At 67.3% G+C, this 21,101-nt stretch carries 34 protein-coding genes; 15 read left to right on the forward strand and 19 right to left on the reverse strand.

Going from position 1 to position 21,101, the window contains the following annotated elements:
• Positions 1-131: 131 nt before the first annotated feature.
• The 4 genes from ACYQ5L_RS40255 to ACYQ5L_RS40270 all read left to right on the forward strand — a co-directional run bounded on the left by ACYQ5L_RS40255 (position 132) and on the right by ACYQ5L_RS40270 (position 3,166).
• Positions 132-737 (forward strand): hypothetical protein, encoded by a 606-nt coding sequence (locus tag ACYQ5L_RS40255; RefSeq protein WP_459963979.1) that lies wholly within the window; start codon positions 132-134, stop codon positions 735-737.
• Positions 738-1,334: 597 nt separating this feature from the next.
• Entirely contained in the window at positions 1,335-1,991 is a 657-nt protein-coding gene (locus ACYQ5L_RS40260) for a hypothetical protein (protein WP_459963980.1), read from the forward strand.
• A gap of 319 nt (positions 1,992-2,310) precedes the next feature.
• On the forward strand, positions 2,311-2,586 hold the full coding sequence (locus ACYQ5L_RS40265) for a hypothetical protein (RefSeq protein WP_459963981.1): 276 nt from the start codon (positions 2,311-2,313) through the stop codon (positions 2,584-2,586).
• Positions 2,587-2,611: 25 nt separating this feature from the next.
• Positions 2,612-3,166 carry a hypothetical protein gene (locus ACYQ5L_RS40270; RefSeq protein ID WP_459963982.1) on the forward strand — a complete coding sequence of 185 codons (555 nt, stop codon included), beginning with the start codon at positions 2,612-2,614 and terminating at the stop codon, positions 3,164-3,166.
• A 16-nt stretch (positions 3,167-3,182) separates the two neighbouring features.
• Here ACYQ5L_RS40270 and ACYQ5L_RS40275 read toward each other — a convergent pair whose 3' ends face one another.
• Entirely contained in the window at positions 3,183-4,142 is a 960-nt protein-coding gene (locus ACYQ5L_RS40275; RefSeq protein ID WP_459963983.1) for a tyrosine-type recombinase/integrase, read from the reverse strand.
• A gap of 254 nt (positions 4,143-4,396) precedes the next feature.
• Here ACYQ5L_RS40275 and ACYQ5L_RS40280 point away from each other — a divergent pair, with 254 nt between their 5' ends.
• Positions 4,397-4,570 (forward strand): hypothetical protein, encoded by a 174-nt coding sequence (locus ACYQ5L_RS40280; RefSeq protein WP_459963984.1) that lies wholly within the window; start codon positions 4,397-4,399, stop codon positions 4,568-4,570.
• Here the strand turns inward: ACYQ5L_RS40280 and ACYQ5L_RS40285 are convergent, their stop codons facing one another.
• Entirely contained in the window at positions 4,571-5,095 is a 525-nt protein-coding gene (locus ACYQ5L_RS40285; protein ID WP_459963985.1) for a hypothetical protein, read from the reverse strand.
• A 353-nt stretch (positions 5,096-5,448) separates the two neighbouring features.
• On the opposite strand from ACYQ5L_RS40285, the gene ACYQ5L_RS40290 reads away from it, so the two are divergent.
• Together ACYQ5L_RS40290 and ACYQ5L_RS40295 are read left to right on the forward strand one after the other, a co-directional pair.
• Positions 5,449-5,787 carry a hypothetical protein gene (locus ACYQ5L_RS40290; protein ID WP_459963986.1) on the forward strand — a complete coding sequence of 113 codons (339 nt, stop codon included), beginning with the start codon at positions 5,449-5,451 and terminating at the stop codon, positions 5,785-5,787.
• A gap of 120 nt (positions 5,788-5,907) precedes the next feature.
• Complete coding sequence (locus ACYQ5L_RS40295) at positions 5,908-6,117, forward strand: hypothetical protein (RefSeq protein WP_459963987.1); 210 nt, start codon at positions 5,908-5,910, stop codon at positions 6,115-6,117.
• A gap of 32 nt (positions 6,118-6,149) precedes the next feature.
• On the opposite strand, the gene ACYQ5L_RS40300 is transcribed toward ACYQ5L_RS40295, so the two are convergent.
• The 3 genes from ACYQ5L_RS40300 to ACYQ5L_RS40310 form a co-directional block, all read right to left on the reverse strand.
• Positions 6,150-6,287: a hypothetical protein gene (locus tag ACYQ5L_RS40300; protein WP_459963988.1), complete on the reverse strand. Its 138-nt coding sequence runs from the start codon at positions 6,285-6,287 to the stop codon at positions 6,150-6,152.
• 484 nt (positions 6,288-6,771) lie between these two features.
• Positions 6,772-7,173 carry a hypothetical protein gene (locus ACYQ5L_RS40305; protein ID WP_459963990.1) on the reverse strand — a complete coding sequence of 134 codons (402 nt, stop codon included), beginning with the start codon at positions 7,171-7,173 and terminating at the stop codon, positions 6,772-6,774.
• Entirely contained in the window at positions 7,173-8,270 is a 1,098-nt protein-coding gene (locus ACYQ5L_RS40310) for a hypothetical protein (protein ID WP_459963992.1), read from the reverse strand. The genes ACYQ5L_RS40305 and ACYQ5L_RS40310 overlap by 1 nt, the downstream gene beginning before the upstream one ends.
• A 97-nt stretch (positions 8,271-8,367) precedes the next feature.
• Between ACYQ5L_RS40310 and ACYQ5L_RS40315 the strand changes: the two genes are divergently transcribed.
• Entirely contained in the window at positions 8,368-8,616 is a 249-nt protein-coding gene (locus ACYQ5L_RS40315; protein ID WP_459963993.1) for a DUF6372 family protein, read from the forward strand.
• A 139-nt stretch (positions 8,617-8,755) separates the two neighbouring features.
• Here the strand turns inward: ACYQ5L_RS40315 and ACYQ5L_RS40320 are convergent, their stop codons facing one another.
• Genes ACYQ5L_RS40320 through ACYQ5L_RS40330 form a run of 3 tightly spaced genes read right to left on the reverse strand, consistent with a single transcriptional unit; the run spans position 8,756 to position 10,312 of the window.
• Entirely contained in the window at positions 8,756-9,073 is a 318-nt protein-coding gene (locus tag ACYQ5L_RS40320) for a hypothetical protein (RefSeq protein WP_459963994.1), read from the reverse strand.
• A complete protein-coding gene (locus tag ACYQ5L_RS40325; protein ID WP_459963995.1) occupies positions 9,066-9,278 on the reverse strand; it encodes a hypothetical protein in 213 nt (70 codons plus the stop codon). Before ACYQ5L_RS40325 ends, ACYQ5L_RS40320 begins: the two co-directional genes overlap by 8 nt.
• 53 nt (positions 9,279-9,331) lie before the next feature.
• On the reverse strand, positions 9,332-10,312 hold the full coding sequence (locus ACYQ5L_RS40330; protein WP_459963996.1) for a hypothetical protein: 981 nt from the start codon (positions 10,310-10,312) through the stop codon (positions 9,332-9,334).
• A gap of 186 nt (positions 10,313-10,498) precedes the next feature.
• Between ACYQ5L_RS40330 and ACYQ5L_RS40335 the strand changes: the two genes are divergently transcribed.
• Positions 10,499-10,885, forward strand: coding sequence for a hypothetical protein (locus ACYQ5L_RS40335; protein WP_459963998.1), 387 nt, complete (start codon positions 10,499-10,501; stop codon positions 10,883-10,885).
• 34 nt (positions 10,886-10,919) lie between these two features.
• On the opposite strand, the gene ACYQ5L_RS40340 is transcribed toward ACYQ5L_RS40335, so the two are convergent.
• From ACYQ5L_RS40340 to ACYQ5L_RS40355, 4 genes are all read right to left on the reverse strand, one after another.
• Complete coding sequence (locus ACYQ5L_RS40340) at positions 10,920-11,060, reverse strand: hypothetical protein (protein ID WP_459964000.1); 141 nt, start codon at positions 11,058-11,060, stop codon at positions 10,920-10,922.
• A 1-nt stretch (position 11,061) separates the two neighbouring features.
• Positions 11,062-11,649 (reverse strand): ADP-ribosyltransferase, encoded by a 588-nt coding sequence (locus ACYQ5L_RS40345; protein WP_459964001.1) that lies wholly within the window; start codon positions 11,647-11,649, stop codon positions 11,062-11,064.
• A gap of 49 nt (positions 11,650-11,698) precedes the next feature.
• Positions 11,699-12,019 (reverse strand): hypothetical protein, encoded by a 321-nt coding sequence (locus tag ACYQ5L_RS40350; protein WP_459964002.1) that lies wholly within the window; start codon positions 12,017-12,019, stop codon positions 11,699-11,701.
• 122 nt (positions 12,020-12,141) lie between these two features.
• Positions 12,142-12,372: a type II toxin-antitoxin system ParD family antitoxin gene (locus ACYQ5L_RS40355; protein ID WP_459964003.1), complete on the reverse strand. Its 231-nt coding sequence runs from the start codon at positions 12,370-12,372 to the stop codon at positions 12,142-12,144.
• Between the two features lie 265 nt (positions 12,373-12,637).
• On the opposite strand from ACYQ5L_RS40355, the gene ACYQ5L_RS40360 reads away from it, so the two are divergent.
• The 4 genes from ACYQ5L_RS40360 to ACYQ5L_RS40375 all read left to right on the forward strand — a co-directional run bounded on the left by ACYQ5L_RS40360 (position 12,638) and on the right by ACYQ5L_RS40375 (position 15,138).
• Positions 12,638-12,961 (forward strand): hypothetical protein, encoded by a 324-nt coding sequence (locus tag ACYQ5L_RS40360; RefSeq protein WP_459964005.1) that lies wholly within the window; start codon positions 12,638-12,640, stop codon positions 12,959-12,961.
• A 74-nt stretch (positions 12,962-13,035) separates the two neighbouring features.
• Positions 13,036-13,755 (forward strand): CPBP family intramembrane glutamic endopeptidase, encoded by a 720-nt coding sequence (locus ACYQ5L_RS40365; RefSeq protein ID WP_459964007.1) that lies wholly within the window; start codon positions 13,036-13,038, stop codon positions 13,753-13,755.
• Between the two features lie 178 nt (positions 13,756-13,933).
• Entirely contained in the window at positions 13,934-14,878 is a 945-nt protein-coding gene (locus tag ACYQ5L_RS40370; protein ID WP_459964008.1) for a hypothetical protein, read from the forward strand.
• The gene (locus ACYQ5L_RS40375; protein WP_459964010.1) at positions 14,875-15,138 is read left to right on the forward strand and encodes a hypothetical protein; all 264 of its coding nucleotides are present in this window, start codon (positions 14,875-14,877) and stop codon (positions 15,136-15,138) included. The genes ACYQ5L_RS40370 and ACYQ5L_RS40375 overlap by 4 nt, the downstream gene beginning before the upstream one ends.
• Here ACYQ5L_RS40375 and ACYQ5L_RS40380 read toward each other — a convergent pair.
• Positions 15,135-15,656: a hypothetical protein gene (locus ACYQ5L_RS40380; RefSeq protein WP_459964011.1), complete on the reverse strand. Its 522-nt coding sequence runs from the start codon at positions 15,654-15,656 to the stop codon at positions 15,135-15,137. The genes ACYQ5L_RS40375 and ACYQ5L_RS40380 overlap by 4 nt on opposite strands.
• Before the next feature lie 51 nt (positions 15,657-15,707).
• Positions 15,708-15,836 (reverse strand): hypothetical protein, encoded by a 129-nt coding sequence (locus tag ACYQ5L_RS40385; RefSeq protein WP_459964012.1) that lies wholly within the window; start codon positions 15,834-15,836, stop codon positions 15,708-15,710.
• Positions 15,837-16,101: 265 nt separating this feature from the next.
• Between ACYQ5L_RS40385 and ACYQ5L_RS40390 the strand changes: the two genes are divergently transcribed.
• Positions 16,102-17,061: a site-specific integrase gene (locus ACYQ5L_RS40390; protein ID WP_459964013.1), complete on the forward strand. Its 960-nt coding sequence runs from the start codon at positions 16,102-16,104 to the stop codon at positions 17,059-17,061.
• A gap of 42 nt (positions 17,062-17,103) precedes the next feature.
• On the opposite strand, the gene ACYQ5L_RS40395 is transcribed toward ACYQ5L_RS40390, so the two are convergent.
• From ACYQ5L_RS40395 to ACYQ5L_RS40410, 4 genes are read right to left on the reverse strand one after another with little or no spacing between them, the layout of a single operon-like run.
• Positions 17,104-18,378 carry a hypothetical protein gene (locus tag ACYQ5L_RS40395; RefSeq protein ID WP_459964014.1) on the reverse strand — a complete coding sequence of 425 codons (1,275 nt, stop codon included), beginning with the start codon at positions 18,376-18,378 and terminating at the stop codon, positions 17,104-17,106.
• The gene (locus ACYQ5L_RS40400; RefSeq protein WP_459964015.1) at positions 18,347-18,775 is read right to left on the reverse strand and encodes a relaxase/mobilization nuclease domain-containing protein; all 429 of its coding nucleotides are present in this window, start codon (positions 18,773-18,775) and stop codon (positions 18,347-18,349) included. The genes ACYQ5L_RS40395 and ACYQ5L_RS40400 overlap by 32 nt, the downstream gene beginning before the upstream one ends.
• Entirely contained in the window at positions 18,757-19,086 is a 330-nt protein-coding gene (locus ACYQ5L_RS40405) for a hypothetical protein (protein ID WP_459964016.1), read from the reverse strand. The genes ACYQ5L_RS40400 and ACYQ5L_RS40405 overlap by 19 nt, the downstream gene beginning before the upstream one ends.
• Positions 19,083-19,550 carry a plasmid mobilization protein gene (locus ACYQ5L_RS40410; protein ID WP_459964017.1) on the reverse strand — a complete coding sequence of 156 codons (468 nt, stop codon included), beginning with the start codon at positions 19,548-19,550 and terminating at the stop codon, positions 19,083-19,085. Before ACYQ5L_RS40410 ends, ACYQ5L_RS40405 begins: the two co-directional genes overlap by 4 nt.
• Positions 19,551-19,816: 266 nt before the next feature.
• Here ACYQ5L_RS40410 and ACYQ5L_RS40415 point away from each other — a divergent pair, with 266 nt between their 5' ends.
• A complete protein-coding gene (locus ACYQ5L_RS40415) occupies positions 19,817-20,176 on the forward strand; it encodes a hypothetical protein (RefSeq protein ID WP_459964018.1) in 360 nt (119 codons plus the stop codon).
• 77 nt (positions 20,177-20,253) lie between these two features.
• Here the strand turns inward: ACYQ5L_RS40415 and ACYQ5L_RS40420 are convergent, their stop codons facing one another.
• A complete protein-coding gene (locus tag ACYQ5L_RS40420) occupies positions 20,254-20,874 on the reverse strand; it encodes a hypothetical protein (protein ID WP_459964019.1) in 621 nt (206 codons plus the stop codon).
• Positions 20,875-21,101 lie beyond the last annotated feature (227 nt).

Below are 21,101 nucleotides of genomic sequence, written 5' to 3' on the forward strand. Positions count from 1 at the left end.
GGTGCTGATGGTGACCGATAGCCGCAACAATGCAGCGCTGCCGGTGCCGACGCGCCTCCCCGGTGCGCGAATACCGTTGCGGTCCAACCGATCCGACGGAAAATGTCGGAGGTCGGTGGGAAAATCAGGCGATGGGCGACTTGGAAGACAACCTCGAAAAGCTTCATGCCGCCGAGCGCGATGCGGCGGCGGCCAAGGCCGACGAGCATCAGCAGCGCGTGCGGCTGGTCGCGGAGTTCCTGGCGCTGCTCAAGCGGCAAAGCTGCACCCCGGAGCCGGTCTGCCGGGTGATCGGCGCGAAAGCGGTGAAGGAGAAGACCGGATTCCTCACCTCGCGGCAATGGTGTCTTCACGCTGTCGAGATCGTGGCGCATGGCTGGTGGCTTCGCCCGCCCGGAAACGAGTGGGCCACCAGAGGAAACGGGGAAATGCTGCTCACCGACGGGCGCTACGCGCGGGTGCTCGTGCATGATCTCGACCAGGCGCTGTTCGACACCGGAATTCGCCAGCACGCCAAGTGGATCGAGGACGAACCGAACTATCCGCCGTTTCCTCACCACAAGGTGAAGACGGTCGACGGGACGGACTTCGAGTACCGTCCGGTCCTGACGTTGAGCCCGCCCAGCCCGCCCGTGCCGTTCATGACCCGCGCTGATCGATACCCCCTCGACCATCTCAAAGGGCTGTTGCTGACGGCGGCCCACGCGTACACGCGAGGTAGTGGCACCGGAAAGTGATGGCCGCTCGGCGAGATCTGCGCGGCGGGGCCGTGGTCGATCGCTGGGAAATTTCTCCTCGGTCATGTGCGACACGAAGTCTTTGCAGGACAACGATGTCGGATCCGATCGGTAGGATTCGGTCAGCTCCTCGGTCGACGGGAAGGTTGTCTATAGGACACATCTCCATCCGAGACGTTCGTCGAACGTCTCGCCCGACGTTGAAAGACGTCTGGATGGGGTTGTGTCGCGCCTTCGGAACTCCTGACGACTCCTCGCCATCCGGACCCGGATCCGAGGTGGATCATTGTTCGAGGCAATTCCTACTTACGGCGGAATCACTGCGCTGGCGGCGATCTCGCTGCTGTGCATCCTGTCCCTGACCGCAGTGTTCTCGACAGTTCCCGAGCGGCGAACAGCCGCAGAGCGCGTGCTGATGATCCTGTGGCGACCGGCATCGGCAATCCTGCGCCCGCGACTGGCTCAGAATGCCGAACCTCCAGAAGCCACGGAGGAGGGGACCAGCCGGACCGCGAGATTACGTGACTGCTCTGCCGCTCTTTCCACGAGGGCGGCCGGTGTCCCGATAGCATCGGCGTGAGCCGAAAGGGGCTGGGGATGAGCGCATTCGAGTACAAGTTGCGGGGGTTGTGGGACCGGATGCGCGCGGTGCGTGAGCCCGGCGCGCTGGAGCAGTACCAGCGGATCCGGTCGGCGCTCGAGGCTCTCGAGCCGATCGCCCGAGCCCTCGATCAAGGCCAGGGCGACGAGTTTCGCGCGCTGATGCTGTACGGCTACCTGCGGGCAGCTGGCGAGGCCGCGGTCGACGATGAGGCGCGCCGGTCGATGCAGCGCCACGCCTACCTCGAAAGCCGGTTGCTGGCGGCCTGCGATCAGGTGCGCGCGGCCCGGTGCCTCGCCGATTACGCCCGGGTGGCCACCACCTTGGACGACATTGGCAGGCGCGGTGAAGTGTTCGAACCGGACTCCTTGCCGATGTGGGCGCTGCCGCGGCTCTACACCTACGTCATCAACCTGTGCGAGCGCGAGGAGAAGCAGGCCGTGCGCCGTCTGCTCACCGCGACGAAGGGCCGCAGCGCCCTCGGTCCGAGCTCCGCGGGCGGCCTTGCCTCGCAGTACCGCGCGGTCATCGACACCCTGTCCGGCACACCTGCACCGGACGTGCAACAGGCCAACCAGGTCATCAATCGCCTCGAGCGCATCGATCGCCAGCTCGAAACCGGGGCCGCGTCGACGTCGATGTCACTGCGCTGATGGATCTGCGTAACCAGGCATGGGCGGCCGCGCGGCGGACCCTGAGTCAGGCGCGAGAGGCAGACGCCAGGGCGGTGAGGGCCGCTGTACAGGCAGGCCGCGCACATCCTCCGTCGGCTGCGGTCCGGCGGCGCCCCCAGGCACAGCAGCCCATCACACCGACCCACGGTCGCCTTGACCCGGGCATGAGCCCACAGCGCAATCGCGACCTCGGGTACTCCCGCTAGGCCGGCGAAGATGTCGCCGACCGAAGTTGCCGGTGCCACCGGCCATACTGCTCGAAAGGATCGGAACTCCAACGCGATCGGAAGGCACAACGGTGAGCATGGTGTTCGGGGTGGGCTGGGTTTTGTTCGTCTCCGGCATGCTGGTGGGCTTCGTGTCCTATGGCTTCCGATGGTCGGATCGGGTCAGGCGGGTGACACTGCCGATGTGGGTGGCCGGGGCGGGCCTGCTGGCGGTGTCCATGCCGGTTCTCGCTGACGAGCCCGTGGTGATCAACGTGCTGGCGCGCACTGCGTGTACCGGCTTGGCGCTGGCGGGCGTCATCGCCATCGTGGCCCAGCGGCGACACACGTCGACGCCGACATCCTGAGCGGTCTGATAGGGAGGGAAACACGTTGGCGGACAATCAGATCGAGGACAGCGGCCTGTCGGGGGAGGACAAGGCGCTCGTCGAATCGCTGACGGCCGATATCGTCGCCGACGCACTCACCGCCGGGCGGATCCCGGGCAGTCCACTGCGAGCTCTGGCGCGGCATGTGGGGGAGAACTGCGTGGCCGTCAGAATGAGCAGCGTCGAGGAGGCGGGCCGTCACCGTGACTTCGCGCTGACGGTGCACCAGATCATGAATCTGGCCTGGCCGCAGCAGGTGCCCGATGCCCCACCGGTTTTCGTGCTGCCCGCGGGTTTGATGCCGCCGATTCAGACGGTACTGCCGTCGACGCTGGAGAAGTTGAGGCTCGTTCACCTCGCCGAATTCGTGGCACGGATCCTCAACGACGCAGGCGAGGTGGCCCGAGAGGTCGCACGGGTCCGGTTCACCGCCACATTCGATGGCGAGGAAGTCGTGGCCTTGACCGATGTCGGCGCCGGGCACATTCCGATGGGCACGCTGACCTTCCGCATCACCGCGGAGGAGGTGCAGCAGCCGGACGGTGGAATTCGGCCGTGACACATCGAGTCACCGGCTATCGTCGGGCGGCATCGCGTCGTCTGCGTGCGGCGCGAATTTCGTTGTCTACCAGTTCATCTCGGGCTTGGGCATAGATCTGGGTTGTCTCGGTTTTGGCGTGTCCGAGACGACGGCGGATGACCTCGAGCGACACCCCGGAGTCCATGAGTTCCATGGCGTGCGCGTGGCGCAGCTGATGGATTTCGAGGTCGACGCCGGCGGCGGTGCGGTATTTGATCCACCGGTTGAGTACGGCGTTGTAGGAGATCGGGCCGGGTCCGCCGTTGATCGTCGGCCGGAACAGGGGGCCATTCGTGTAGCCGGTGCGCTGGAGGTAGAGGCGCAGCAGGGCGACGAATCCGCGGTCGTCGAGCAGCACGACGCGGGTCTTGTCGCCTTTGCCGTGCAGGGTGATGTGCTCGTTGTCGACGCGCAAATCGAGGTCTTCGACGTAGGCGCCGCACACTTCGGCCGCGCGCGCCCCGCACACGTAGGCGAGTTCGAACAGCACCCGGTCGCGCAGGACGTCGATCGGCACGTCCTTGCGGGGCCGCCGCGCACAGATCGTGTTGAGCAGCTTGTGCACCTGCTCGTAGGGGGCGGGCCGGGGCAGCCCCTTGGGCACGGTGACGGCTTCGGTCTTGTCGACCGGGTTCGCCTCGAGGAGTTCTTGGCGGACCGCCCATGCGCAGAAGGCTTTCACCGCCGAGCGGCGGCGGGAGCGGGTGGCGGCGGAGTTGTCGATGTTCTCCGAGAGGTAGGCGCGAACCGGTGCGACGGTCAGGGCCGCGAGCTCGTCGTGGTGGTGGCGGGCGAACATGATGAGGTCGCCGCGGTAGGCCTTGATGGTGTTGCGGGAGCGGCCGGCGTTGCGCAGGTCGGTGAGGAAGTCGTCGATGGGGGCGACGAGGGGGTGGTCGGTTCCGAGGGCGTCGGTGAGGACGTCGCGGGTGTCGCGTAGGGCCGAAACAACCACTCGGGCTTCCTCCTTCGGCGAGGTTGGTGGATAACGGGGAATCGAGTTTTCGGGCGGGCGCAGCGTCGGCCGACGTCGCCGCGCCCGATTCTACGGGAGTTGGTGGATAACGGGCGTTATTCACCAACCCGTCTGTGTGCCTCTCCTACGGCCCCGAAAGAGCCGGGGAGGGGTAGACCTACCCCAGAATCGGCTACGGGCCATCCACGGGCGGCGCGCTCACCGGTTCTGGACGGTCGTTTAGGGTGGGCGGCATGGTGAAGGTGGGTGACAAGGTCCGGATCGGACCGGCCGGTGTCTCGGTGTTCCGGGTGCTCGAGTTCGACGATGAGGGCCGCGCCGTGATCGAGTCCGTCACCGATGCGCCGGGCCGCTATCCGTTCCCGATGCCGGTACGCGACCTGGTGCCCAACGGACCGAACGCATAATCACCTTGGATGACTGGCACCCGGACTATCGGGGAGGCGAGCGACCACGATCTGCGCGAGCCTGTGTGCTTCGTCGATCGGGAACGGTGTCGCGTTGTCGCCATCGAACTCCATTGCCACCTGCGCGCGACCGACTCGGATCAGGACGGCGTCTTGGATCCCGGTCGTCGCTTTCCCGTTGATGTTGGCCGACACGATTGTTCGGTAGGCGGCGGTGTCGTCACCCAGCTTCGGAAACGACAGGGCCTCGACCGATTCGAAACTGAGTCCTTCGGGGACCTGCTGACTGCGCAGCGAACTCAAACCGCAGCTGGCATACCGGCTGTCGTGGTAGATCCGCGTTCCATTGATCACCGCATCCACGCTCGAAGCGAGGGTGACGCGAGATCCGACGATGCCCTTGCCGGGGACGGTGAAGTTCGGCGACTCGGCCCACGGTCCGACGATGGTGAGCGCCGCTTGATCCATCTGCATACAGGCCAGGAAGTCTGGGGTGTTCTTCCATGACGGGGAGGACGCGGCCACATCCGATTTCGCAGACCCCTGGTCGTGGACCCCATGGGCAGATCGTTAATGGTGAGGACGGCCGACTCCGCGGTCTTGCGGTCGCTCTCCGGAACTGGGATCTCGGCGGGATTGTCGTGCTGGTTTCCCGGGGAGGACGAAGGTGATGCGAAATCGCTGGTCGCGCCCTCGCCACCGGAGCAACCGGACGCGCTCAACACCAGCGCGGCGAGAACAGCGGAACCAACTCGTATTCTCACGCGGTTCCCCCTTCTTGTCCCTATAGCAAGAGCGTAATCGAATCCGATCTTGGCGCGCGCTCACTCGATAGCTGCGCCGGGGCCCGCTCGGATGACACGTCTAGTATCGCTCATATGTTCGAGAAGTGGCCCGAGCAGTTCACGCCGTCGCTGCGGCGTGCTGTCGATCCTCCGGTAGCTGTTCTGGTCGATCTCGGAGTCGCCATACCCACCGACGGTCACGTCTTTCGCCGTGACGAACTCCCGATGCGGGTGAAGGCCGGCGGGCTGAGTCTGTCTGGCCTGGTGCCGGGACGGTTGTGGGCTTGGGCTCGCGTCAACGATGGCAGCTGGTTGGGGCTCGTGTCGTTCACGGTGTCGACGGGAAACGATCACGGACGTCTCGAGATGACGCAGTGGTGCCCGGCCCGCGCACTCGCGCCGCCGAACGGGACCGACCTCCGCCGTCGATAGGTATCCGCGCGGCGATCGGAAGCGGTGAGAGCGGCTCGCGATCCGCACTGCGCACCGAGACGAGTAGTTATGTATTCGCGAGAATTCCTGTTGGAGAACTCGATTTCTACGTTTCGGTGCATGATAGAACCGAACGACCGGCAGCAGCCGGAACGAAATGACAACTGCGACAACGATGCTCGGGGCAACGATCGGGCACGTGGTTGGGCCGATCATTGGAAGCCGTTGCTGGGCAGCATGATCGGCGCGGCCGTGGGCAAGATCGTCGGGGCTGAGGTGGACCAGGCGGCGGGCGATCTCTGGGATTGGTTGGAGAGCTTCTTGAGCTGACAGGCTTCCATTGCGCGGGGCACCGGCACGAGTCAGATCGCGATCTCGACCGGTGTCCGCAGCCAGCTGGCCAGTCCGGCGCTGATCATGTCCAGCGCGGCCGCCTCGGTGGGGGCGGCCGCACCGGTGATCAGTACGAGCCCGCGGCCGTTGCGCTGGCGCTCTGCCACCTGCTGATACCAGGCGGGCTCGCACGCAAGGCCTCCGTCGTAGAGACTCCTGATCAGGGGTGATGATCTGCACGCGAGTGCGGCGCGCGTCGATCACCACGCGCCACCCTGGCACCGGGTCGCCGTCGAAGTCGAGATCGGTCATCGGGCGGGCACCGCGGTCTCGGACGGCGGATTCCAGCGCGTCACCGGAGACGAGCACGCCATCGGCGGCGATCTGAGCGGCTCGGAATCGGGTCAGCAGCATCAACACCGGCTCATCGCCGATGGTTCCGGTCAACACGTTCGCGTCGTCGATCTCGGCGGGGGCTCGGCCACCCGGACCGATCATGAAATCAGGACTCGGCACGGTCTCGAGGGTAGGGCCAAATATCCTCCGGCACTGGGCTTTACAGCGGGCCAGTGCCCGACACACCGGCGGCCGGAGCGTGTCGGACAAGGCCCGTGCGCCCCGCGGCGGCCTTGTCGGCTTCCCGGTCTGGTGTCAGAGCTGACCGATGAGGAGATCGGCGGCGGTATTGGCGGCTGCCCGGCGCTGTTCAGGGCTCATGGTCTCGCAGAGCGCGAACATCGCGGTGTTGTCGCCGTCGAGCCCGGCGCGGGCCAGTTGCGCGAACTCCGGGGTGGTCGGTCCGGAGCCGGTGGGCGTGAGCAGGGCGGGAGGGAGCCCGCCGAGTGTGGAGTGCACGGCGATGCAGGCCAGTTCGACCAGTCGCGCGGTGGTGGGTGCGTTCTGGACGAGCAGGGTGAGGATGGCGTCCTGGCATGAGGTGCAGCCGTCGAAGGCGGCGCCGACGAAGCTGCCCAGCAGCTTGCCGTCCACGCCGCGGTCGCCGAATGGGTCGGCGTCGTCGGGAACGTCGAAACCGGGGTGCGAGTGGTCCATCAGTCGGTGTTCTCCTGGTCGGAATCGGTTGGGTGCAAGGTGATCTCGCGCTGGTAGGGTTTCAATTCGGCGCGGGCGCGGATCTCGGCGCGCACGGTGTCCTCACGCAGCGGCTGCGCGCCGCCGGTGACCCAGTGCAGCTGCCACGCGTCGGCGCGGTAGTCGTAGCGCGCGGTCACCGCCGTGGCGTGCGTGTGCGACAGGTCGGCCGCCAGGCCGCGCACCAACGTGGCCCGCGCGATCGGCAGCGCGGTGAACTCGCGCAGCGGCGACGGATCACCCGGCCGCACGCTGCGCAGCGCTTCCCAGTCGATACCAGGGATATCGAGTACGTCGTCCAGGGACGCGGCGGTGTAGAGCGCGACGGTGACATACCGGTTGCGACCCACTTGGGAATCGACGTGCTTGGCGGGCGAGACGAATCCGGCGCTGGTCAGATAGTCGAAATCGCGGCGGCGGATCTGCAAGTACTCCGCGGCCTGATCCGGACCCAGCAGCCGCCTGCCCCGCACCTCGACATCGAGTTCCGCATCCTCGGCGAGGGCCTCGATGTCGGCGAGGGCGAACCGTTTGAACCGTCCGGCCGTGATCCCGCGCTCACGCAGCACCCGCGCGAATTCCTCACGGCTCCAACGCAGTCGGTCGCGGGCGTCGTTGTCGCTGATGCTGGTTTGCAGCCAGGTTTGGCGTTCGGCGACCAGTTGTGTGATCAGCTCGGCGTGCTCGTCGGCGACGCTGTCCAGGTCGTGCAGGTCGTAGCAGGGATTGCCCTTGTATTCGTCGATCGCGACCAGGAAGCCACGCTCGGCGAGGATGTCTACCTCGGCGGCCCAGACCTTGACGCCGTCCAGGCGTTCGCCGATACGTTCGGCGGCCTTGTGCGCACCGACCGGTCGCCCTTCCGGTAGCGCTGCGATGATCTCCGCGCAGCGCGCGGTGGCGGCGGCGACCACCTCAGCCGACCACCGACCGCCCCTATCGGCGCGGGGGATCAACCCGCGTCGTAGCGCGGCCTCGAATTGCCAACCGGCCATGCCGATTTCGCGCTGGGCTTGTATCGGCCCGAAATCTGCCGGAGGCTTTTTCACTGACGTCATCGCAACCCCTGCTCATCGCTTGCCAGCGCATGACCAGGTCATGATGGCACCGCCCACCGACAGACTCCACGGCACCGGCAGTGGTCCAATACTTCCCATGGTCGAACCGCCGCCGATTCTGACTGTCAGGCCCTGGGCGCTGTTCTCCTGGCAGCAGCACCGCCCCGGTGGGTGCCGATGCATTTGCGCGTTCTACCACCCGAGCGGCGCAGAGCAATCGACCTGCCTGTCCGCGGCAGAACCTGGTCTGCTGATCCGCGTCGAAGCCGAGGACGGCCACACAGAAGTGCCCCTGCCGGTGTGCCGCCCCTGCTACACCGCGATAGCCGGGATTCAGCGTCAATGAGAACTCCGGCGCGGTGGAACCGGTGGGCGTGAGCAGACTGGGAGGAAGCCCGCCGAATGCGGAATGCACGGCGATGCAGGCCAATTCGACCAGCCGTGCGGTGGTGAGGCGCGTTGCGGGAATGTCAGAAGTCCCGCCGTCAGAGGTCGAACCGCACGGAGAGCACCATTTTTATGAAGTCGAGCATCTCGGTGGACACCGTTCCGTCGTAGGTTCCGGCCTCGAGCACCAACCGCACGCAGGGGATGAAACGGTGGACGGCGAGCACGCGGCCTTCGTCCCATCCCACGGAGAAGATCCGCAGGTCTTGCGGCATCTCGCGGGCGTCGACCACTGGCACCGCCACCGCCACGTCCCGGTGGCGCAGCAGCGCTTGGCCGTCGACGATCACCACTGTCAGATAGCCGTCACCAGCGGCGATGGTGTAGATGTCGCCCTGGCGCAGCTCCCTACTCACAGGGCAAGCCCATACCGATGCGCATCAAGTCGGCGTCGCTGAACTGCGGCGGGTTCTGCTGCTCGTGTGCGGCGATGCGCCGCAGTTCTTTATCCGCGAGCCGCTGGAGCACGGCCCGGTTGATCTCGGCGGAGACGTTGCCGTCCGAGCTCTCGCGCAGGGCTTGCGCTGTCGCGTCGGGAAGACTGATGTTCAGTTTCGCCATGCCACCACGGTAAAGCGTCACGCTTTACCGTGGCAACTGATTGCCGGATCGCGTCAGCAACCCTGTTGCAGGGGGTAGCAGCCGGGCGGGAATTGGCGCGTCGTCGGTACGTCGGTGGACGGCTCCGGTGGGGGCTCGGGGGCAGGTTCCGGGATACCGGCCTGGGTTGTTCGTGGGGGATCGGCGGCCGGATGGTGGGGCATGACGGAGATGCCGACCACGACGGCCACGATCCCAGTCGCGGCGACGGCGAGGGCAATACCCATGCCGCCGCTCGCGCGGCGGTTCCGCGCCGGTGCGGGCGGCTGGGACGGCGTGTACCGGTTGCTCGTCCAGCTGTCGCCGGCCACGTACCGCGGACCGCTGGAATAGGCAACGTCGGGCATCACTCGCCGCTGCGGCGGAGTCGGTGCGGGTGGTCGAACGTCGGCCACCGGCCGCGGTGTGGGGGTCGGCGGTGTCGCGGGGAGATGCTGCGGGGGCAGGGCTGGCCGGGGTCGCGGCCGGAACGGTTGCGGCGGCGCGGGTTTGGGAGTCGGGGCGGGGCGGGGTACATGCTGGCGCACTGGGATCAGCCCGGCGGAGACGATGAGTTGGTCGATCTGGGTCTTTTCGTATTTCTTGAGGGTGCTGCGGCCGGTCTGGTACCAGTCGCTGCGGATGCCGTATCCGCCGTGATGTTCACCGGCGCACGAACAGAGGCATTCCCAGACCGAACTGGCCTTCGCGTCGCGGCATTTGGTGTCGCACCGGTCCACTTCCACGAGGATCTCGAGGCGGATCTTGACCACGCCGTAGGAGTCGGCGAGGGCCCCGGCCAGCGGAATCAGGTGGGTGGGACTGAGTTGCCAGACCTGCACGCCGCGGTGCTGTACTCGGGTGAGTTTGACGCGCGAGCCGAGGACGCGTCGTAGCCACCGCTGGGCCCGGTACTCGTCATCGGGTAGGTAGACGTACAACGCGACCTTGCGTTTGGTTCCGGGTGCCAAGGACTCGGGGACGATCGCGCGTTCCACCCAGGCGCGAGCCGACATCTGTTTTCCCCTTCGGGTTCCGGCACAGAAGCGGGCCGGGTCGGATCAGGTTTCGGCCAGTGTGAGTGAGGGGTCCGACACGCTCGACGGGGGTGATGACGGCAGGCGTGACAGTGTCACGGCTGCGCGTCATGATCACGAACTTTTTCGGCCACTGGCTGCAGGGGCGGGGGTTACGCTGCGGCTGTGAGCAGCACGATCAGTGAACAGATCACAGACGACCTCACGAACCTGCTCACGTTGTCCGGCGAATCCGGTTGGCGGACATCACCGTTGAGGTTCGGCCCGCTCCCGGGCGTCGTTCTCGAGATTCTTCTGACTTCGGCGGCAATGGCCGACCTCCGTGCCACGAGCAACGGGCAGATCATCCCGGCGGAGTGGGCCCGGGCCTATGGTCGGTGCGAGCGGGGTTGGTATCGGCGTTACCGGCTGTGCTGGGATGCCGCCGCCTCGAATCCGTGGACTCTGCGCACGCTGACCCCGAACGATCGCTACGCGCACATGCGGCAATTCCGGCTATTCGCCGATGCGGTAATCCTGATCTTCGACGAACTGGAGACGGCCACCTGGTGAGGGTCAGCAGGTGGCGCGCGCGGGCCTGCTGATGCTACTTGTTGGTCTTCGCTGCCGGGGTACGGCGACGGAACTTGATGCCGAGCTTCTCGGCTTCTCGGCGGATTTGTTCGCGCTGTTCAGGCGTGGTTTCTACGCGCTCGACGCGCATCATTTCCTGCGTCAAAGCTCCCATGTCACGCCTCCCTCACGAATCCCTGAATACGCCACATGCTACGCGCCTGGTCCCATTCGACACTACTTGCGACGTACCGGCGCGCGTCGATGAGCAGCACTTCCCGCTCGGACTTGATCGGCGCGAGGTTGCCGAGCCGCAATGCCGGGGTGCCCGCCGGCACGATCAAATCGAGGATCACGCCCGGACGGCGACGCATCGACGGCGGTGGGTATTCCAGTCCGGAGGTCGACATGAATCCGCGGTGGAGGAACTGTTTCTCGACCAGGTCTTGCGCCTGGTCTTCCTCGTCGCGCTCGCCGCGCAGCCCGAACCGTTCGGCGAGGGCTTCGCGGGTGACCCGCACCGGTTCGTGCAGGGGAAATTTCGCCAGACCGGAGCGGATCAACTCGATATGGCTGACAACCAGCGGTGTCTTCTTGTCCTCTTCACCCCACAAGACCGCGTTGATCTGCTCGAAGTGGTTGTAGGCATAGGCGCTGATCGCGGTGGCCTCGGCAGAGGTGAGCAACGACAGGTCTTGATCCAGGAGAGCGGCGTCGGCCAGCCGCGTTGTCTGGAACGCGTCGTCATCTGCATCATCGACCACATGCGGATTGTTCCGTATCACCGCTCACGCGGGTCATATGCATCTGATGTCACGGCTGCGCGTCATGGTCATGAACTTTCTCGCCGCGGCGTCGGCGGCGGTAGTCGCGTTGGCGGCAAGTGGGGGAGCAGTGACGGGCGTCGGCGCGCAGGTTGCGGCCGCCGGGGTAGATCCACCAGCCGCAGCCGGGGCAGATGATGCCGATCGCGGGGTCGTCACCGGCGACGAGACGTTGCCCGGCGTCGAGTACCTGTTGGTAGATCGCGCCGAATCGTTTGCGGGCGCGGTAGGCGCGGGCGACGCAGGCCGCAGAGCAGTAGCGGCGCCGCGGATGGGCGTCGCGGGGAGCGTGGTCCGGCAGACGGGGCACTTACGAGGTCGTTTTCGCTGGCCCACCGTTCGATTGTCGACCGTCCTCGCGCCGGGTCCGTCCGTTTTCTGGTGCTGGGCGTGCGGCAGTCGACGTGGCGAGATCCTCACGGACCGGGTGCCTTACTGAGGCTCGTCCTCGCCGCCCGGGACAGGAAGCTCGGACAGATCGGCCGGCTCGCTACTGCGGACCAGCCGCGCATCCAGGAAGTCGCCCATCAGATCAGCGTCGGCTGCCTGCACGGTCAATTCTTCGATGCGGCACCGGAAATCGAACGGGGTGGGTTGCCCGCTGTCCTTGCCAGCCGCGAGGGCGGCACGCAACGCCTCCGGCTGGGACTGGTCCCTATCCACGCCGTGAGACTACCAATCGATGGTGCTGCTGCACCGGTCTGAACTGGCCAAACGGTAAAGAACGCAGGGGAATGCGGTGCCTGTCCTCGACGATCGGGCTTTCTTCCGACACGCTGCGCGGCTTGTACCAGCAACATCACCGGATCGCAGGCTAACGTTCGCGTGCTCGCCCGATTCATGCGTTTCAGCCCATGACGTATTCCCATTCCAGCTCGCAGCGACGGAGGAGGACATCATCACCGTTTCAGCTGATACCCCCGCACCAGTGGCTGACCTTTACCATCGCCGCCTGGAGGTCTTCGTTGCCGTTATGGGAGCGGTAGAGAACGCGCGCCGCTTCGGTGCGGAGGCCGAGCTGGGCACCTTCCAGAAGGCGATCTCGAAGGCCGTGACTGCGCCGGTCCCGACGCTGAAGGAAGTCGAAGACACGCTGGGATTCATGGCCTCACCGCTGCTGGGGCTCGTCGGCAGGACAGCCGATGGCCAACGCTACGAGGCTCGCGAGCCGCTCGAGGTCGTGATCAAACGACTGGGCGACTTGCATCTGATGTGCATCAGCGGGCTCGAGGACGACGACGAAGACGACTGAGCACCACCGCGCTGGGTGAGTGGCCGTTGCCACGTCACGAAGGCGGGGCCTGATGGCCCGTAGAGTCCACGGTGATGAGCGAGATGCGGCGGTCGACATCGAGCGAGTTCGACGCGAAATGGTGCCCACGTTTTCGGCGCGTGGTGTTGACCGGGGTGACGGCGGGGGCGGTGCTCATGGGATGCGGTGCGGCCTTGTTGCTGTCGCTGGAGATGGCTTGGGCGACAGTGGCTATCGCGCTGATCTGGGTGTTGCTCGCGATGATGCTGAGCACGGGTACGCCTGCCGCGCGAGCGACCCGATTGCCCGATGAGCTCCGCGCGAGCCTGGGCCGGTTGGGCTTCGTGCGGCCTCGCTTCACCAGCCCGACACCGCGGCTGGCGGTGGTGCTGTGGTGCCTGGTCGTGCCGGCGGTCGTCGCGGCCGTGTACTACGGGGCGCAAACGGTGCTGGCGGATCCGCTGACACGATGGCTTCCGCCGTTGAACCCTGCTCAGGTGCTGGCGTCCGAGCACCGATTCGAGACGAGCACCAACGCGGGACTGCTGTCGGCGGCAGTGCTGGCGCCGTTGTTCGGCGCGGCATTGCCCGAAGAGCTGGTGTTCCGGTCGATTCCGCTGGCGGTGCAGCGCCGCTGGCCGCGTCGCGCCGGGCTGATTGCCGCCGTGACGGCGGTGTTGGTGCCGGTATTCGCGCTCACGCACATCCAATTCGGTTGGGTGAACGTGGTGTCTGCGGGTCTGGGCGGGGCGGTGTACTCCGCGCTCGCGCTCTACACCCGCTCGTTGTGGTAAGCGGTCATGGCGCATTTCGCCTACGACGCGATGGTGATGGTGCAGTGGGTGAACTAGCCACCGGAACCGCCGTCCCACCCGGGGACGGGGCTATGTCAATCCGGTCTACGCCAACACCATCGACAGATTCATCTGTCCCTCTTCCCGAGGGCGAGGGACGCAGCTTAATCTGTCCCCTATGGATCCGGATTCCGGCGGCCCGCTCAGCGAGCCCATGGCCCAGCTGACGCGCGCGGGGCGAACGCGCCAGACCGCTGCCGATCTGGCAGAGTCCGCGCGTCCGCCGCTCATGACCCAGTCGCCGCGGGATTGGTCGGGGCCGATGCCGGAGCGATTCACGCTGCGGGAGGGAATCTTCGCCTTGTTGCCCGCCTCCTCGGTTGAGCGCATTCGGCAGACTCTCGATCTGATCGTGCTGCACACCCAGAATTCCCCGGGTGAGGACCAGCGCTACGCCCACCTCGCGGCGCTGGCGGAGCTGCGCAGTGTGCTGCGGCCCGCGGTGACCGATCTGGAAAACCGTTTGGCGGCCGATGCTTTCGCGCACGGCGCCACGATGGAGGATCTCGCGAACGCGGCCGGGTTGACCGGCCAGGGCGCGCGCGATCGGTGGGCGGATCTGGCCGGGAGTCACTACGTCGTGGTGATCTCGCGCCGGGCCCGCCGCTATGAGACGCGCGAGGGTGACCCGCGAGAGTGGGTGGGCGAGGTCGGTGGAGCCGGGCAGTACGACGCGGACCGGGGCGTGTGGCGGGTCGGGGTGAATGTGCGAGCGTCCGCGCGGCATGCGGTGATCGCGGTGGACGGCAGCGTGCGGCGGGTGTACGAGATCGACCCGGACGGGTGGGAGCCCAACCCGGACAACCCGCGCGAGTGGTGCTTCCGCGCGGTCGGCGACCGGGCGTTGTCGCCGGAGGCGGTCGACGAACTGTATGCCGCGGGCGAGCTGCCCTACCGCATCGGGTCGCATTGCCCCACCAAGGCTGGCGGGGCGTATCGCCCCGAACGGTTCTGGCCGGCACGGGAGCGAGCCGAGCGGTCCAGCGAACGCGCTGCCGCGCTATCCCTCGATGTACTGCCGCCCGATACTACCGACGATCCGACTACAGGAGAGCAGCCATGAACGCCAACAGCGCGCAGACCGAGCGCCGCGAGATCGCCGCCCAGCTCGACGGTGCGGTGTCGGAAGCCAGTGCGGTCGGAAGGGCTCTGGGGAAGTGGTGTGGGAACGGCGATTACGCCACTTTGCCGCAGCAGGCCCGCGATGCGGCCGGGCTGCGCGCGCTCGCCGAACTGGAAAGTGTGCTCGATGATCTGACGGCGGTCTTCGAGCGCCTGGCGGCCGCGGTCGCCGATCCCGGCGACGGCGAGCAGGCCGGCTAGTGGAATTGCATCAGGATGAAGCCGACCGATTCCGCGGCCGCGTGGGCGGCGCGGCGCAGGTCCGGTAGCGCGCTCTCGTCGGTGGCGAGTCCGGTCAAGATCGGCTGCATCCGGGTGGTCAGTAGCAGGATATGGTGAACGCAGCCGGACAGGTTCGGGCCGGAAAACATCAGCTGTGGATCGGCGAGTTGGGTCGCGATCTGCTGGCGGTCAAACTTGTAGCGGGCGTGGAGTTCGGGTCCGATGACGTCGATGATCCGGAGGGAGACGGTCGCGCATACTTCGGCGACCGGACCGCATTCCAGCGGGCACGGCACGAACTCGCGATCGAGCACCGTGCACGTGAATCCGATCGCGGCGAATCCGCGGAAGCAGTGCGCGAGCTGCACGACGGCCGGGCGGTCGGCGGGCATAGCTTCGAGACGCCCGGCGGTGTCGGTGAGCATCGCGACCAGGGCACCGGCGTCGGGCCGATGCCCGGTCGGCTCGACCGCGGCGAGGTCCAATCCACTGAGCACATCGGCGAGCTTAGGCCCGGCGCACCCGGCCACCGGATCGCGACACCAGGGCTATTCGGATTGGTTCGGGTCGGTCAGCAGGATGGCGCTGCCACGGGCGTCCTCGAGTATCTCGAGCACGCGCAGGATGCCGGAATTGGCTTCGGCGAGCAGGCGGCGAACCTCCTTGGCGGCCGCCAATTCCCATCAAGTTCCCTTCCGGCCGCTGGGGTTCGTCGCTTCGCACGGAATGTTGATCGCCAGCGTAAGCACTGCTTACGTCCAGAGGGCGAGACAAGGTCGGCGCGGATTTCGGGCCGTGCTCGACATCCGCCTTGTGACCTCGCCAGTATCTCGAGTTACCCCCGGCTTTCGCGGTCGATGCCAGGGGTAACTCGAGGGCTCGAGTTTGTCGGTCCCCTCTGGGATTGTTGGTGGTTACGAGCGGCTTTGGAGGTGGGGATCTGTGGAGGCGGTGCGGCTGTCGGGTGCCGATCTGGCGCGGCTCCGTGACGGTGGGCCTACCGCGCTCGAGGGCGTCATGCGTGACGGTTTCCGCCTGTATCTGGCGGGGGAGGGGTTCGCGGCCTCGACGCAGACGACCTATCACAAGCGGGCGCGGGTGTTCTTGAAGTGGTTGGTGCGCACGGACGCGCATCCGGAGGCGCTCACCGATTCCGCAGCGCGTGATGATGCGGTGCTCGACTACCTGTCGACGACCACGCCGGCCACCCGCAAGGTCACCTTGGCCGCGATCCGCGCGTTGTACGACTGGCTCGACTTGGGGCCGGTGCAAGTGGATCCGGTGACCGTGGAGCGGGCGCGGCCGCCGACGTTGTCCGAGGATGAGCAGGCGCGGGTGTTCGATGCGGCGGCAGCGCGGTCGGCGCGCGATTACGCGCTGATGGTGTTGTGGCTCGATGTCGGGCCGCGCCCCTCGGAGGTACGCCGCCTCGACATCGACGACGCGCAGGTGTCCGCGCGCGGCGGCCGGGTGTTGTTGACCCGCCCGGATGGGCAACGGCGGTGGGCGGAGTTGACGCAGGCGACCACGTGGGTGTTGCTGGGCTGGCGCACCGCCCGCGCTGGGTTGCTCGGGCCGCGGCGAGCGAAGTCCGGCCCGCTGTTCGTCACGCTCACCCGCTACGGGCGGATCCAAGCCGATCAAAGCTTGGAGTACATCGTCGGTGAGATCGGTCAGGATGCCGGTATCGAGGCCCTCACGCCGTGGATGCTGCGCGCGACGGTCAAGGCCCGCCTGTACGCGTCGGGCATGTCGGCGAGCGAGGTCGCCATACGGATGGGTCAAACCTATGTCGACTCCCCACAGGTGCGCGCCTTGTTCACCGGCGAGGACAACGCGCCGACCCCGCCACGCCGCGCGGCGGCGGGCTCCGGGCAGCTGAGCTTCGACCTCGGCGTCTGACCGGGGATGCGCCGCGCGCCGGTATTCGGTGCGCGGCTGTTCCTAGCGTTCCCGGTCGTCGCGGTCGCGGTCGGGTGTCTGCGGCGGCTGGCGATACGGTCCGGTCTCATGGTCAGGGTTTCGGGTCGGCTCGGTGCCGCGTGTCGTGTCCTGCGTCGTGGTGTCGTCGTCGTGCTGGTAGGGATCAGGGCCCGGCTCGGTGTCCGGAGTGACGGGTCCGGTGCTGCGGCGCCGCCACCCGAAGCGGGCCGGATCGACACCGGCGCGCGGCCGGTCGCGATCGTCTCGGCTGCCGTGGCCGCGCTGCGGGATATCGCCGTCGGGCATATCGAAATCGGGTGCGTCGGCGGGCTCGCCGAATACAGTCCGCGCGACCTGGGCCGCGTCGCGTCGCCCGGGCGCGGCCGCGCCCACGCTGTCTGCGCCGACGGCGGCGAAGGCACGCTGAATCTGCGTCAACTCGCCGGCGGCGAGGGCGGCGAGCTGGCGGGCGCGAGCCACCTCGCCCGCGACCATCGCAGCGCGCGAGATGGCGTCGACGGTGCGGCCGATCTGGTGCAGCACCGCCAGATTCGCCAGACTCGGATTCGCGTGTTGACGGGAGGCGAGCAGGATCACCGCCCATCCGCTCGCGGTGTTGCGGCGCTGCCACTGCGGCAACGGCGCGTCCTGGTGCGCGGGCACCTGCGCGTAGGCGCTGAGCGTGCGCGCGGCGCGGGCCATCATGCCGGGCTTGGCCTCGTATGCCAGCGACCAAGCCGACAGCACTCCGGCCGCCTGGCGCGCGGCCGCGGCGAACGCGGCGGTGTCGTGCGCGGGAATCGCGTTGAAGGTGTTAGCCCACCGCTCGGCCTCGGCGATGGCGGCGTTGATATCGCGCTGCGACGGCGGCGCCACACGCTGCACGGCCGCAGGCAGCGTCTGCGGCCGCGCGGGAACCGCGGACTCATCGCCCTGGAGGAAGCGCGCCAGAGCGTCTTCCGCTTCCCGCCACGCTGCTTCGGCGGCGGCCTGGTCTTCGGGGCTGTCGCCCCACTGGTTGCGCAGCCGCGGCAGGGTGAGATCCGATGCGATGGATCCGCCGCTGGGCAGGATCGGCGGGCGGCGCCGACCGCTGCCGCCGCGTCCGCCGTGCGGCGGGAGCCCGACGCACCATCCGCGGACCTCGTCGGTGCGCGGGTCACGCGAGCGCCGGAACAGCAGTCCTTGGCTGCGTAGGGTGCGCACGAACTCGGCTTCGGTGCGGGAGGCGGCGAGCGAGGCGCGCACGATGCGTTCGACGGTGTCACGGTCGGGTTCGATGGTGGCGGTGCGCATGGCTTGTTTGGCCTCCTCGCGGAATGCCCGCGGCGCGGGCGGCGGCGTAGATCTGCGCGCGGTGGTAGCCGCGCGTGGTGCGGCCGTCGTGGCGGCCGAGTACCACGCGCAGGCCGTGCCGCTGCTCGAGTTCCTTGCAGGCGTCTTGGGCGCGCGCGAAGTCGCGGTAGGTGTTGACGCGGGTGCCGTCTTCGCGGACGGCGCTCGCGGCGATGTGGAGGTGGTCGTTGCCGCGTGCGGACAGGCCGTGACGGATCGCGACCCAGCGGGCATCGGCGCGTCCGGACAGGTTGCCGGAGAACTCCATCAGATCCATGAACTCCCGCGCGATGGCGGCCCACTTCTCGTCGGGCAGTTCGCCTTCGTCGGCGTGCAGGCTCAGCGAACAGTGCCACACGTTGCCGTCACGCTTGGGCTGAAGGGGTTCACGACCGGTCGGCCGTCGGCGTCGATGATGGTCCGGCCCTCGGCGTCGCGCAGGTAGTTCGGAACCAGGACCATGGTGCCGAATGCGCGGCGCGGGGCGTCGATCTCGCGTCCGATCGCGCGTGCCTGGGCACGGGTGAGCTCGCCGTCGAATCCGAGATCGAGCACCGAGGCGTGCCCCGCGACAATGTGGGGGTTGGTGTGCTCGTTCTCCTCGCCGGGGCCGACCAAATATCCCATGAGTCCGCCCATATCCGCGCCGCGTGTCACTTTGGGAATCACCAGCGCGTCACTGTCTCGATAGCCGCGCCCGCGCGGTCGGAGTAGGCGCGGATCCCGGCGAGTAGGTGCCCGAACTCTCCGGCGAGCTCACCGAGTTCGCCGGTCGAGTTCACTGCCTTTGCGATCTGGTTGAGGTTATTGCCGAGAGCGCGCAGCGCGCTCTGCACCCGGAACAGTTCGTGCACCAGTTCGCGGAACTCATCAGGGCTGACAGGAATCTCTGCGGCGAAGAGTGCCTCGCGAAACAGGCGCGGCGGCCGCACGTCGGCGATGGCCGCGAGCTCGAGAACCTCGGCGTGCTCTGCGGCGGACAGCTTGATCTCGACCTTCTTGGTGCGAGGGCCTTCCGGGTTGTTGGCGGTGCGCTTGCGGCGGTTGGCACGGGCGGCGTTGCGGTTGCGGGACTTGGTGAGCATGCGCACGGCACGTGGCTCCGGCGGGGTAGGGGACTGCTCGTCGGTCACCGCACCCACCACCTTCCTGTTCGCGCCGACCAAGGCGCTCCCGGTCGTGCCACTGGTGTCCAGTGCAGCACGGCCGAATCGGCGGCGCAATCGCCGCCCTCACTTAGCATGTCTAAGTCTATAACTTGCTCACGCGAGGAGCGTTAGCGACGAGCGAAACGGGGCTGGAACAGGGCAGATTGGAGCGCGCGCAAGACCCTTGCTATGCGCGGCGCAGCGCGCGCAATATCCGGCGCATTGCGCCGGACCGGCCTACGATGGCGGGCATGTCTGATCTCGATGAGCTGGAGACTGCGATCCGCCGACAGGCGGAGCAGAAGATTGCAGTGGGGCGGGCGCTGGCCGGGTCGCGCGACAAACTGCTGTCCGCTACGGAGGAGTACCGCAAGGATTACGCGGCGGCGCTCAAGCACTTCACCGAAGACGAACTCAAGGCCGTGGGCCTGCTGGTGGACGGTGTCAAACCGGCTCCAAAGACTCCGCCTCGGCGCAAGGCGGGCGGCAGCAAGCCGAGCAAGACGGTGGCCGCGCCGAAGGACGCGCCAGCATCTGCGGCTCCGCCTGCGGGCAACGGCGCGGATGCGCTTACCGCGCCGTTGGAAGCGAAAGACTCGGCGTCGGCCTGAAATAACAAAGAGGGCACCGGCCGCGATCTATTGCGGCCGGTGCCTTTGTCTTGTATTCACCGACAGTTGTCGGACGGTCATGTAGTCGAGTAGGCGCGTAGCCGCGCGAGTCGCTCGCGCATCTGTCGCCAGAGGCTGACCGCGTCGCCGGTGACGTGCTCGAGGTCTTCGATGGGTGCGTAGGCGTCGGCCATCTGTTCCATGCGCGCGCCGTATTCGGCGAACGATCGGCGGTAACTGTCCTCGACGACTTGGGCAGCGTCAGCCCATGCGGTGAGCGGTAGTCGCGAGGTGTACACGGTGGTCAGATACATGACGATGGCCTGATGCGAGGGACGCGGTGTCGCGGCGATGGGCCCGCGGGCACGGGCGGCCACGGCCTGCGGTGTCGGGTCCGTTCCGGCGGTGCACAGCTGGCGAATCAGCGTGATGATCACGCGCGGCATGTGAGCTTGCAGATCATCGTCGTGAACGTGGTCGAGCACTGCGGCGGCGTGGTTGGCATCTAGGGTGAGCAGGTCGGCGACCAAGTTGTTTTCCGGGTCGAACACCGCGGCTGTTTGCGCCTCGAGGTGGTCGGCGATCGCGTCGTAGACATCGCGTTCGGTCGTTGCGATCGTGAGCTCGTGATGGCTCTCGGATGTTGTTCTGGCCGCGGCGTGTTCGTCGTGGTCCGGTTCGCCAATCGTGTCAGGCATGGGGGCGTCCTTCTCGGCCGTCGACGTTCGTCACGGTGCAACGTTTTGCGGCCGTGTGCGGTCGGCTCGGATGTTTCCAAGCGTATCCGGAGTCATGGTGCGGCCGATCATGATTGGAGATTGCGCCGTCACCCGCGTGTGCGGCCTGGTGCGGCTTGGCGGGGCGCTGGCGTTCGATGGGGCTGCCGCGCGGCTGCGCCGCTTGCCACGGAGAAGAGGTGGGGGCG

This window comes from Nocardia sp. IFM 10818 (assembly GCF_054655275.1).

Excerpts from the sequence above, each read along its gene's own strand:
- ACYQ5L_RS40395 (WP_459964014.1), bottom strand. The coding sequence starts at position 18,378 with ATGCGCACCGCCACCATCGAACCCGACCGTGACACCGTCGAACGCATC.
- ACYQ5L_RS40340 (WP_459964000.1), bottom strand. The coding sequence starts at position 11,060 with ATGGGAGCTTTGACGCAGGAAATGATGCGCGTCGAGCGCGTAGAAACC.
- ACYQ5L_RS40305 (WP_459963990.1), bottom strand. The coding sequence starts at position 7,173 with ATGGACCACTCGCACCCCGGTTTCGACGTTCCCGACGACGCCGACCCA.
- ACYQ5L_RS40315 (WP_459963993.1), top strand. The coding sequence starts at position 8,368 with ATGGTCGAACCGCCGCCGATTCTGACTGTCAGGCCCTGGGCGCTGTTC.
- ACYQ5L_RS40370 (WP_459964008.1), top strand. The coding sequence starts at position 13,934 with ATGGATCCGGATTCCGGCGGCCCGCTCAGCGAGCCCATGGCCCAGCTG.
- ACYQ5L_RS40290 (WP_459963986.1), top strand. The coding sequence starts at position 5,449 with ATGTTCGAGAAGTGGCCCGAGCAGTTCACGCCGTCGCTGCGGCGTGCT.
- ACYQ5L_RS40325 (WP_459963995.1), bottom strand. The coding sequence starts at position 9,278 with ATGGCGAAACTGAACATCAGTCTTCCCGACGCGACAGCGCAAGCCCTG.
- ACYQ5L_RS40255 (WP_459963979.1), top strand. The coding sequence starts at position 132 with ATGGGCGACTTGGAAGACAACCTCGAAAAGCTTCATGCCGCCGAGCGC.
- ACYQ5L_RS40375 (WP_459964010.1), top strand. The coding sequence starts at position 14,875 with ATGAACGCCAACAGCGCGCAGACCGAGCGCCGCGAGATCGCCGCCCAG.
- ACYQ5L_RS40295 (WP_459963987.1), top strand. The coding sequence starts at position 5,908 with ATGATAGAACCGAACGACCGGCAGCAGCCGGAACGAAATGACAACTGC.
- ACYQ5L_RS40280 (WP_459963984.1), top strand. The coding sequence starts at position 4,397 with ATGGTGAAGGTGGGTGACAAGGTCCGGATCGGACCGGCCGGTGTCTCG.
- ACYQ5L_RS40415 (WP_459964018.1), top strand. The coding sequence starts at position 19,817 with ATGTCTGATCTCGATGAGCTGGAGACTGCGATCCGCCGACAGGCGGAG.
- ACYQ5L_RS40420 (WP_459964019.1), bottom strand. The coding sequence starts at position 20,874 with ATGCCTGACACGATTGGCGAACCGGACCACGACGAACACGCCGCGGCC.
- ACYQ5L_RS40310 (WP_459963992.1), bottom strand. The coding sequence starts at position 8,270 with ATGACGTCAGTGAAAAAGCCTCCGGCAGATTTCGGGCCGATACAAGCC.
- ACYQ5L_RS40330 (WP_459963996.1), bottom strand. The coding sequence starts at position 10,312 with ATGTCGGCTCGCGCCTGGGTGGAACGCGCGATCGTCCCCGAGTCCTTG.
- ACYQ5L_RS40260 (WP_459963980.1), top strand. The coding sequence starts at position 1,335 with ATGAGCGCATTCGAGTACAAGTTGCGGGGGTTGTGGGACCGGATGCGC.
- ACYQ5L_RS40365 (WP_459964007.1), top strand. The coding sequence starts at position 13,036 with ATGAGCGAGATGCGGCGGTCGACATCGAGCGAGTTCGACGCGAAATGG.